The sequence below is a fragment of the Actinomyces sp. MRS3W genome (assembly GCF_032465695.1).
Taxonomy (GTDB): Bacteria; Actinomycetota; Actinomycetes; order Actinomycetales; family Actinomycetaceae; genus Actinomyces.
The window spans coordinates 1-1,261 of the sequence record NZ_JAWDJJ010000328.1; the positions used below are offsets into that span (position 1 = coordinate 1).

A 1,261-nucleotide genomic window follows, 5' to 3' on the forward strand; every position below is an offset into this window, starting at 1 on the left:
AGGTGGTGGTCGGCCCCGCCGAGTTGCTGCAGCGCACGGTGGTCGACGGCAAGGACCTAGTGCTGCTCGCTGCCCCGTCCAGGTCGCTGCCGCGCTTGGCGCCGAGCTGGTCGGCCAGTTCAACGATCGCGTTGAGGGAGTCCCAGCGCTCCCGCATGGCGCCGCGGGCGGCGGGCGGCTGCTCGCTCCAGCCCTCCCGGGCCAGCACCATGCGGGCGTCAGCACCGGGATCCCCGGTGAGCGCGGCGCGCTCAGTGCGGGCCGCGGCCCGCAGCAGCACCATGGCGCGCTTGACCTCCTCGCGTTCGAAGAAGCGCTCCCCGCCGCGTACGAGGTAGCCGATGCCGGCGTCGGCCAGCGCCTGCTCGATCACTTCCGACTGGGAGTTGGTGCGGTACAGGACGGCGATCTCGGACAGCGGCACCCCGGCAGCGCGCAGGCGCTGCACCTGGGCGGCGGCCCCGGCGGCCTCGGCGACGTCGTCGTCGTAGGCGTCGAAGCGCACGGCCGGGCCACTGGGGCGCTGTGCCTCGAGCTGCACCGCCCCGGCGGGCAGGGAGATGCCCGCGCCGCGCCGCGAGCGTGACAGCACCCGGTTGGCCAGGGACACCACCTGCGGGGTGGAGCGGTAGTCGCGAGTCAGCCGCACGGTACGGGCCCCCTCGTAGCGGGAGGCGAAGCCGGTGAGGAAGTCGGGGGTGGCGCCAGTGAAGGAGTAGATCGTCTGGGACACGTCCCCGACCACGCACAACTGGCGGCGCCGCCCCAGCCACAGGTCCAGCAGTCGCTGCTGGAGCGGGGAGACGTCCTGGTACTCGTCGACCACGAAGTGCTTGTACTGGCCGCGGACCTGGGCGGCAATGTCCTCACGGTCCTTGAGGATGCCGACCATGAGCAGCAGCACGTCCTCGAAGTCGATAACGCCGCGCTCGGTTTTGGCCTCCTCGTAGACGGCCAGCACCTGAGCGACCGTGGCCGGGTCGAGGTCGCCGATCCCCACCCGGCCCTGAGCGGCGGCAACCTGCGCGTAATCCTCCGGGAGGGTCATGGTGACCTTAGCCCATTCGACCTCGGCGGCCAGATCGCGGATGAGGGCACGGTCGGTGGACAGGCCCAGCCGATGGGCGGCGGTGCCCACCAGGCGTCCCTTGTAGCGCTCGATCTCGTGGCGGCGCCCGCCAATGGCAGTGGGCCTACTCCATTGAGTGCGAACTCGTCATGGAGACCGGCGCGGTGCGTCTGGGCGACCAGGAGAAGATCC

The 1,261-nt window shown here is 71.5% G+C and carries 1 pseudogene; it reads right to left on the bottom strand.

The features are described from left to right. A pseudogene (locus RWX45_RS12285) lies at nt 1–1,192 on the bottom strand (UvrD-helicase domain-containing protein); the annotation flags it as partial. Nucleotides 1,193–1,261: the final 69 nt, after the last annotated feature.